Raw genomic sequence first — 8,281 nt, 5'->3', positions numbered from 1 at the left:
GATTTGCCCTTGAGGCGATCCAACTCAGCTTGCAATTCGGCGATCTTCTGGCGCAAACGGGCCGCTTCTGAAAGTTCGATGGCCGTGCCTGCCTCGCCCTCGGCATTGCTAATGTCGTCGATGGTGATCTTGCGGGGACCGGCAGTTTGTCTGTCTTCTCCCTTGCGGTTGGCGTTGGCGGCGATGGCATCCATGTAAGCCCGCGCCTCTTCAGCGGTCATCGCCCCCCGCTCCACCAGCTCGTCCACCAAAGCTTGCGCCTGCTTGCGCAACTCCATCAGACGGATACCCGCTTTGCTGGCCACCTTGGCAGCATTATCCGCCGCCACAGCCGCCAAACCCATGCCGAAGTAAAAGGCTTTTTGAGCCCAGTTGGCGAGGGGATTGTCTGTTTCGGACATAGTGTAATGCGCTGCTAGGGCAAGGAGGAGAGAACCCAGCAGAGAGAAGTAGGGCTGCAAAGGGCGACCCGGGTTGACGCGCCTGCTCAGAGCATCCCGTGGTGCTGCTATCTTCCGATCCTGACACGGTTTGGGCGTCGGAGCTGCACGGACCCAGGTCTTCCAGTAGCCTAGCATTTTTCTCCTCTGCCCTGCTCGGCTTTCTTGGGCAACAGATGGGTTTCTCAGGGGGCTAGGGAGTTTCAGGCGGCTCCAGATAAACAGGGATCCGCTCTACGGCTGTATCGCTGCGCTGCACCTCCTGTTCCTGAACTTGAGGAAGGGTTACCGGCAGGGTAACCGGTTGAGCAACAAAACAACTGGCCACGGGCAGCGCTTGCTCCAGTTCGTCCAGAGGGCGGGGGATCACTGCCACCGCGTGCAATTCCCCAATGCGCTCTGCTTCGTACATGCCGGCATCGATGGCAATGGCCACGTTGGCCACTGTACCGCGGATAATGGCCGTACATAGGCCATCCCCAATGGTCTCGTAGGCCGCCAGTTGGACATCCGCGGTTTTGAGCATGACATCGGCAGCTCCCACCATTGCCGGGAAGCCGCGAGTTTCCAGCAGGCCCACGGCCAAGTTACTGAGGCGGCTGTAGCCGCGGTTTTGTGCCAGTTGAGACAGCTTGCTGCTGATCGGCAGTACCACTTCCAAGTTGGGCAGGGGGCGCGGGATCACCAAACTGGAGATCTCCTCTTGGTCAAACTGGCGGGCCAGCTCAATGCCCTCCTCAATGGCAATGCGCACATCGGCAATTCCCCCCCGCACAATGGCTGTGCAGTAGCCCCCCGAGGTTTTCTCAAAGCCGATCAGCGTCACGCCTGCCGACTTGGTCATAGCGTCGGCAATGCGCACGATGACCGGAAAGCTGCGCGTCTGAATCAGGCCCAGGGAGGTTGACATCGGCATCCTAACTACTCACGCCAGTTTAGCCATTAGAGCCGGCTATCCCCAGAGGAGAGCACCTGTCGATGGGGATAAATCTTGCTCAAGAGGCGATCCAATTCCCAATGGCCAGGGATCCCATTGAGCTTATGGGTTTTGGTCTCTGGGGAGTCGGATTTTTCTTGGTGCCAACGGCGGGTTTGCTTTTCAACATTGGCCACCGGAGAACTGGGTGGGGGAGACGGCTCAGGCGACATCTCTGGAGCCATTTCCACTGCCGCCGGCGAGGGCTCTGCCGGGGTGAGCTTGCTGCCGCCCGCCTCCTGGAGATCGAAACCATAGGTGGGATCCCCGAGCAGCGAGCCGGGGGGAATGACTGCTTGGCTGAGCACCGAACAATTCAGCACTGTGGTTTCTGAACCGATGCAGGCGTTTTTGCCGATGGTGCCCTGCCCGATCACCAGCACCCCCATTCCCAAGGTTGCTCCCGCCTCCACGATGAGGGATCCCCCACAGGCGTGCAGAACGGATCCCATGCCGATACACGCGCCGCGCCCGATGTGAATTCGACAGCCGGGGTTGGCCCGCAGCAGCACCCCTGCCCCAATCCCCGCCCCGGCTTCCACCTGTACCTCACCACTGACAAAATAGCGAGTTTCGTCGTTCTGGCCAGGCAAGGCGCGGAGCGTCATGGAGTTGGGCAAAGTAGAGGCCAACAAAGTGCTCCTCATCGCTGGGGGGTTGGGCTTGAACCAACAGAGGTCAAAAAAAGCTGGGATCCCTCAAGGGGTTTGGATGATCTGCTCCAGCACTCGCCGTTTGGCCTTGGGATCGATCCCCAGCAGGCGGACGTATTCGCCGCGATGTTCCTCCAGACAGGCTTCCAGAGCTGCCACCACTTGCGGCACTTGGGTGGCCTCGATGGGGCTACAGCTTTGCCAAGAAGAGGTGCGAAAACGGCGCTTATCCGCATGTTCGGTGCCGATGCGGTAGCCTTGGCTGAGCAACTGCTGCACCTGAGCCACCACCTCGGCGCTGAGGCGGGTGCCAGAAGGGGATCCCTTGGGGGCAGAAGCAGGAGCCGCGGCAGCAGCAGCAGATTTTCCGCTAGGGGTTTGGATGATGCGCTCATAGACCCGCCGTTTGCCTTTGGGATCGATCCCCAGCAGGCGCACATATTCTCCCTGGTGCTCCGCCAGGGCAGCCGTCAGCTTAGCCAACACCTCTGGCCCGCGGGTGGCGCGAATGGCCGGCCCACTCTGCCAGGAAGAGGTTTTGAAGCGGCGCTCGTCGGCATATTCGTAGCCGATGCGATAGCCCTGAGCCAGCAGCCGATGCACCTCCTCCTGCACCTCCAGATCCAGGCCGGCACTGCCCCCTGCCGCAGGAGCCGTATCTGCCACCACGCCGGTTCCTGCAGAACTGCTGCTCACCTGGCCTTGCGGGGTTTGAATGACCTTCTCCAGCACCCGCCGTTTGCCTTTGGGATCGATCCCCAACAGGCGCACATATTCTCCCTGGTGCTCTGCTAGGGCAGCCTGAACAGCGGCCAGGATCTCCTGCGGCTGACCGCTCAAATTGCTCAAGGTCTGCCAAGAAGAGGTGCGGTAGCGGCGGGCATCGGCCACCTCCAGGCCAACGCGATACCCCTGCGCCAACAAAGTCCGGATCTCCTCCTCCAGCCCTGAGCCAGAGCGAGAGCCGACCGCCCCAGAACCCGGAGCAGCGGCTGCCGAGACGCGGCTGGGCATCCCAGAGACCAGCGCCGGCCCATCGGGGGTTTGGATGATTTGCTCCAGCACCCGCCGTTTAGCCTTGGGATCGATCCCCAGTAGGCGCACATATTCTCCCTGGTGCTCCGCCAGGATGGCCCCCAGCGATCGCACCACCTCCGCCTCGTGGGTGCTGGCGATTGGGCTTTCGCTTTGCCAGGAAGAGGTTTTGAAGCGGCGAGCATCGGCATACTCTAGCCCCACGCGATAGCCTTGGGCCAACAGGGCACGAATTTGCTCCACCACCTCCGGCTTGAGAGGGGATCCGCCGCCGTTCCGGCCATTGCCGCGATGGGAAGAATGAGTCATGGGTGCCGTCTCCGTAGCCGTTGAGTTAGAGGTGCGCTGCAGTTCGTTGCGGATGGGAGCGATACAGACGAGGTTTTCGCTGCACTGGTAGCCCTCTCGCAGGGCTTGGTTGATGCCGATCACGTGTTGGGCAAACTTGGCATCGCTATCCTGGACGTCGGGCAGCCGGTCGGCCTCGGCCTGGGTGGTGATGATGGATCCAGAAGGCACGTACTTGCCTGGGGGGATCTCCACATCCTGGATCAGGCAATGCAACATGATGATGCAGCCATCCCCAACCCGAGCGTTGAACACCGTCGAGCGGAAGCCAATAAAGCAGTCGTTGCCCACGTAGGCCGGCCCGTGGATCAGAGCCATGTGGGCAATGGAAGTGTTTCTGCCAATCCAAACGGAGTAGGGTTGGCCGTCTTCTCCTATCACCCGCCCCTGTTCCAGGCCGTGGATGACCACCCCATCCTGAATGTTGGATCTGGCGCCAATGTGGAAGGGGGATCCCTCGTCAGCGCGAATGGAAGTTCCCGGGGCGATCAGCACCTCCGCTTCCACCCGCACATCCCCAATGAGGTTGGAGAAAGAATGCACGTAGGCTGTGGGATCGATCTTGGGCTCCGCCAGTCGGCGAGACCAGGGCGTTGGCGGTGCAGCATAGGTGTGAGCAGGCATAACCGTGAGCCTCTAGAACGCAGTAGGGCGGACAAGGGCAGCAAGAGAGATGAGAAGGGAAGGGATCCCAGCTAGCGTTGATCGCGCTTGTTGTAGAGAGAGCGACCGCCAACGCTGACCGTATCGATAATCGCCATCACCACTGCATCCAGCGGGCGAGTCTGGTTTCCTTGCGGCTGGCGAGCGGCACTGCCTTGGCTAACCAGCACCCACTCGTCAATGCCGGCCCCCACCGGATCGGCAGCCACAGCGTAATCGGGTTGCGGCTGGCCCTCGAGATCGACGTACTGCACCAACAAAAACTTCACGCCCGTCAAGCTGGGATCCTTTTGAGTGCTGGTGACGGTGCCCCGCACAATGGCAATACGCATCAGGGACGGGTGAAGGGACGGATGGCATTGACCCCTTCGCGGAACTGAGCCACATCCTCGGTGTAGCGAATGGGCAACACGTACTCCAGGTTCTCGTGGGGACGGGCGATAATGTGCCAAGACAACAACTGGCCGCCGTTCACCCGCTTCACCGAGTCAATGCCGGCAGCCACCGAGGCTTGCACCTCCGAGACATCCCCCCGCACGATCACGGTGACCCGACCGCTGCTGATTTTCTCGTAACCCACCAGGGTAACGCGGGCTGCCTTGACCATGGCGTCGGCAGCTTCTACCACTGCCGGGAAGCCCAGGGTTTCGATCATTCCAACTGCAATAGCCATAGGTACTCCTTACGCTGAAAGTGAAAGTGGGGTGCGAACTTTCTGGGGTGCGAACTTTACTGAAGTGGGGACTAGGTGCGGAACTGCTCTACCGCCTCGGTATAGCGGATGGGCAACACAAACTCCAGGTTCTCGTGGGGACGGGCAATGATGTGGTGGGAGAGAATCTCACCCCCGCTCACCCGCTTGGCAGACTCCAAACCGGCAGCCACCGAGGCTTGCACCTCCGAGACATCCCCCCGCACGATCACGGTGACCCGACCGCTGCCGATTTTCTCGTAACCCACCAGGGTAACGCGGGCCGCCTTGACCATGGCGTCGGCAGCTTCTACCACTGCCGGGAACCCGCGGGTTTCGATCATTCCAACTGCAATAGGCATATCAACTCTCCACTTTTGAACACACTCAGTTCCTGAACGCTGTCGAACCCAGTAGCAAGGCAAAGTGATCTCGCTTATTGGGTTCGCTCATGCAATCTCCTTTCGATTTCATCAGAGAGATCCTCTGCCCAAATCTCGATTGACAGCTTTTCCCGGCGACACCTACCCCAGCCACCAGAGACCCCCCTCTGAGGGGAGAAGGCTCTGAGCCACAGACCTCCGACTGAAGTCAGAACAGGTTGTAGGAGCCATCAGGGTTAACCGCAACTGTCACTCAGGCAGGCAAAGCTGCCAACTCTGAGCTAAGTCCACATCTTTCTTGTACAAAATCGATCATACAAAATTGACTAGGACAGCTCAGAGAAGGGATCCCCGACTTAACAAAATGATATCCCCACTCAATCCTGGACGAAAATCAATATTTTTAATTAGCACGATAGCTTTTTATTAAGAGAGGCAAAAATGTTGTCAGCTTAAAAATAATTCTTGATATCTTTTCAACTTTTGTCGTTATCGGCGCAGCGAGGGGGGCACTTCCAGGCCGTGGGCTTCCATGAGGTCGGCTCGGCCCATCAGGTGGGCTGGGGATCCCTGGGCCCAGATCCGCCCTTGATCCAACAGGATGACCTGATCGCACACCTCCAAGATCAGCTCCAGATCGTGGGAAGCCAGCAGAAAAGTGTGGGCAGCCTGCTGCAAAAAAACTATCAACCGGCGCCGGGCTCGCAAATCGAGGTTGGCCGTCGGCTCATCGTAGAGCACCAACTGGGGTTTCATCGCCAGGATCCCGGCAATGGCGACCATGCGCTTTTCCCCACCAGAGAGGTGATGGGGGGGACGATCGGCCAAATGGAGGGTGCCGGTCATCTGCAGGGCGGCCTGAACGGCAGCCGCAATCTCCGCCTCAGGACGGGCCAAATTGCGCAGTCCGAAGGCCACATCTTCGGCCACCGATGGGGCAAACAGTTGGTCGTTGGGATCCTGAAACACCAACCCCACCTCAGGGCGAAACTGGCCGGGCCGCAGCGGCTGGCCAAACAAACTCACCTGGCCAGAGCAGGGGGGCAACAGGCCGCAGAGGGTGAGGAACAGGGTAGTTTTACCCGCGCCATTGGGGCCGATCACCCCCAGATGTTGCCCAACCTCGACCCGTAGATCCAGCCCTTGCAGCACCGGCGGATGACCGGGATAAGCTGTCCACAATTGGTTCACCTCCACCGCCGGCACCGGGTTCATAGCAAAGCTAGGGCATCCGCACGTCTTTCCAGCGCTCCTGGGTGGCCGTGGGGGTAAGTTGCAAGGTGGGCACACTGGGGCTGGTGAGGTCAATCTGGACGATGTCGTCGGGCGTACACTCGCAGTAGCGGCGCAGATCCCGCATTTGGTTGAGGGTCTGAATTTGCAAGGGCAAGCGGTCGGAAATCGGCCCCAGGTAGACGTTGCCCAGCTCAGTATGCAGGGTAATTCCCGCTCCAGATTGCCAATCCACTGCCCTGATCTGAATTTCAGACTGCTGTAAAGCCCTGAGCAACAGCGCCCATTGCTCTGGGGTGTGGTTCTCCCAGCCCAGCAGCTCCAGCTCAGGCCAAGACGCGGGGGAACGGTAGGGATCCGGAGACAGCCAGTTGCCCTGGACATCCACCCAGCCCATCTGGTCGCCCCATCGCGCGCGCGCCACAGGTTGCCGTTCCCGCACCTGGACGATGACACCCACCGGCAGCAGCCGCCGCTGCACCTGGACGCTTTCGATGGGAGAGGGGCGGGTCGGGGATCCCAGCAAAGCCCTTTCCAAAACAGCCGGTTGCACCTGCCAAATGTTGAGGGGATACTGCAGGGGCAATTGTGCCCGTATCCAGGCGGGATCGACCCAGTGGGCACCCTTTACCTGAATCTGTTCTGGCTGACGAATTTGCCAGTGGGGCTGCCGTAGGCCCAGCACCAGCAGCGTCAGGAGGGCTATCGAACTGGTCAAGCGCCAGGATCCCTGCCAAAACCGGCTGCGCCGTTGCCGACGCAAAAGCCGCCTGCGCTGCAAAAGTTGTTCACGGGTGGGAGCAGCCAGAAGCGCCATGGATCCCCCTTCACCCCATCACAGGGTGTGGAGATGGGAAGCATTCCCTGCTTCTATTCAACCCGCAATCTCCTGAACTTGATCTGCGCGCAGCCAAACCGTAGGGGTGGGAACAGCCCCAAACTTAATTTGCAGGTAGTCACCTTTGATATCCACGACTTCTCCGGGGGTCTCGAAAACGTAGTTGGGAATAAAAGGATCGCTTGCCTGCGCTTCTAAGCTACCCTCCAGTTTCTCGCGGATGGCCCGCACCAGGGTGCCTCGCTTGATTGCCATTGCTCCTCCTCAAGTTCAGTCGCGGATTAGTCGGCTCGATAGCAGTTGTATCACGCCTGCCGCTGCCGTGAAGAAGAAAGCTGGGATCCAGCCTCTGGTTGGCTCTGACAGGGATCAACCTGAGTTTGGCTTATTTGCGTTTTAGGCTGCGGGCCATATTGCGGAAGGTATCCATGTCCGATCCCCCTTGACGGCGTGGGCTTGCTCCGCTGCTGCTTGAAGCGGAGGATCCCTGCTCAGCAGCAGTTTCAGGAGTTTTGGCTTGCTCTGTGGACAACTTAACTTTGCTGAGGGAAGAGACCTGCTCCACCACCTCCACCTTCTCCTTGCTGCCGAAATCCTGGAAGGTGTGCTTCACGATCCTGGGGGTGCGCATATACTCGATGTTGCCAAGGGTTTTGGCTTCATCTGGGTCGAGAAAAAAAGTATTGTCGTTTTTCGCTTTCTTTGGGGTTGGCTTAGCAACAGTTTCCGGTGAGGACGTGGCCGCAGCTTTGCCGCGCGAGCCGAAAAAGCGCTTGAAGATGCCTACCATGGTCGTTTTGCCTGCAATGGGAAGGAAGTTGAGCCGGATCCCTAGGCACTGATATTGGCCACCCGCCCTTGGCAAGGTGAGGGCCAGGCCCGGTCATGAAATAATGTTAAGCCAACTTAGAGCACCCTGCCCTCCGGGGCAGAAGGGTTTCTGGATCCCGCACCTCAGAGGGAGAGAGTTTCAACCTCTGGCAAAGGGTTTGGCCGATGGCAATGTAACTCATCCCCAAAG

The 8,281-nt window shown here is 59.5% G+C and carries 11 protein-coding genes and 1 other RNA gene; all 12 read right to left on the bottom strand.

The genetic code is table 11. From position 1 onward, the window contains the following. Positions 1–401: hypothetical protein (locus tag NW829_RS08000; protein WP_414329207.1), on the bottom strand; the 401-nt coding region annotated here is incomplete at its 3' end. 62 nt (positions 402–463) lie between these two features. Beyond that, positions 464–561, bottom strand: an RNA gene (gene ffs / locus NW829_RS07995) — signal recognition particle sRNA small type. A gap of 72 nt (positions 562–633) precedes the next feature. After that, the gene (locus NW829_RS07990) at positions 634–1,356 is read right to left on the bottom strand and encodes a carbon dioxide-concentrating mechanism protein CcmK (RefSeq protein ID WP_414329208.1); all 723 of its coding nucleotides are present in this window, start codon (positions 1,354–1,356) and stop codon (positions 634–636) included. A gap of 26 nt (positions 1,357–1,382) precedes the next feature. After that, positions 1,383–2,048 carry a hypothetical protein gene (locus tag NW829_RS07985; RefSeq protein ID WP_414416825.1) on the bottom strand — a complete coding sequence of 222 codons (666 nt, stop codon included), beginning with the start codon at positions 2,046–2,048 and terminating at the stop codon, positions 1,383–1,385. Positions 2,049–2,114: 66 nt separating this feature from the next. Then, positions 2,115–4,076: a ribulose bisphosphate carboxylase small subunit gene (locus tag NW829_RS07980; protein WP_414416824.1), complete on the bottom strand. Its 1,962-nt coding sequence runs from the start codon at positions 4,074–4,076 to the stop codon at positions 2,115–2,117. 71 nt (positions 4,077–4,147) lie between these two features. Continuing rightward, positions 4,148–4,447, bottom strand: coding sequence for a EutN/CcmL family microcompartment protein (locus tag NW829_RS07975; protein WP_011433394.1), 300 nt, complete (start codon positions 4,445–4,447; stop codon positions 4,148–4,150). Then, positions 4,447–4,788 (bottom strand): carbon dioxide-concentrating mechanism protein CcmK, encoded by a 342-nt coding sequence (locus NW829_RS07970; RefSeq protein WP_011433395.1) that lies wholly within the window; start codon positions 4,786–4,788, stop codon positions 4,447–4,449. The genes NW829_RS07975 and NW829_RS07970 overlap by 1 nt, the downstream gene beginning before the upstream one ends. 71 nt (positions 4,789–4,859) lie before the next feature. Further along, positions 4,860–5,168 (bottom strand): carbon dioxide-concentrating mechanism protein CcmK, encoded by a 309-nt coding sequence (locus NW829_RS07965; protein ID WP_011430450.1) that lies wholly within the window; start codon positions 5,166–5,168, stop codon positions 4,860–4,862. Positions 5,169–5,678: 510 nt separating this feature from the next. Next, a complete protein-coding gene (locus NW829_RS07960; RefSeq protein ID WP_414329211.1) occupies positions 5,679–6,404 on the bottom strand; it encodes an energy-coupling factor ABC transporter ATP-binding protein in 726 nt (241 codons plus the stop codon). 7 nt (positions 6,405–6,411) lie between these two features. After that, positions 6,412–7,239, bottom strand: coding sequence for a cell division protein FtsQ/DivIB (locus tag NW829_RS07955; protein WP_414329212.1), 828 nt, complete (start codon positions 7,237–7,239; stop codon positions 6,412–6,414). A gap of 57 nt (positions 7,240–7,296) precedes the next feature. Beyond that, positions 7,297–7,515 carry an NAD(P)H-quinone oxidoreductase subunit O gene (gene ndhO / locus NW829_RS07950; RefSeq protein WP_414352011.1) on the bottom strand — a complete coding sequence of 73 codons (219 nt, stop codon included), beginning with the start codon at positions 7,513–7,515 and terminating at the stop codon, positions 7,297–7,299. Between the two features lie 130 nt (positions 7,516–7,645). After that, a complete protein-coding gene (locus tag NW829_RS07945; protein ID WP_414343788.1) occupies positions 7,646–8,050 on the bottom strand; it encodes a hypothetical protein in 405 nt (134 codons plus the stop codon). Positions 8,051–8,281: the final 231 nt, after the last annotated feature.

It is taken from the genome of Synechococcus sp. R55.8, assembly GCF_047461895.1.
Lineage (GTDB): Bacteria > Cyanobacteriota > Cyanobacteriia > Thermostichales > Thermostichaceae > Thermostichus.
This window is presented reverse-complemented; position numbering and strand designations above follow the sequence as displayed.

Bases quoted from the DNA above. Each gene is read 5' to 3' on its own strand.
- NW829_RS07965 (WP_011430450.1), bottom strand. From the start codon at position 5,168: ATGCCTATTGCAGTTGGAATGATCGAAACCCGCGGGTTCCCGGCAGTG.
- NW829_RS07960 (WP_414329211.1), bottom strand. From the start codon at position 6,404: ATGAACCCGGTGCCGGCGGTGGAGGTGAACCAATTGTGGACAGCTTAT.
- NW829_RS07955 (WP_414329212.1), bottom strand. From the start codon at position 7,239: ATGGCGCTTCTGGCTGCTCCCACCCGTGAACAACTTTTGCAGCGCAGG.
- NW829_RS07945 (WP_414343788.1), bottom strand. From the start codon at position 8,050: ATGGTAGGCATCTTCAAGCGCTTTTTCGGCTCGCGCGGCAAAGCTGCG.
- NW829_RS07990 (WP_414329208.1), bottom strand. From the start codon at position 1,356: ATGCCGATGTCAACCTCCCTGGGCCTGATTCAGACGCGCAGCTTTCCG.
- NW829_RS07970 (WP_011433395.1), bottom strand. From the start codon at position 4,788: ATGGCTATTGCAGTTGGAATGATCGAAACCCTGGGCTTCCCGGCAGTG.
- ndhO (WP_414352011.1), bottom strand. From the start codon at position 7,515: ATGGCAATCAAGCGAGGCACCCTGGTGCGGGCCATCCGCGAGAAACTG.
- NW829_RS07975 (WP_011433394.1), bottom strand. From the start codon at position 4,447: ATGCGTATTGCCATTGTGCGGGGCACCGTCACCAGCACTCAAAAGGAT.
- NW829_RS07980 (WP_414416824.1), bottom strand. From the start codon at position 4,076: ATGCCTGCTCACACCTATGCTGCACCGCCAACGCCCTGGTCTCGCCGA.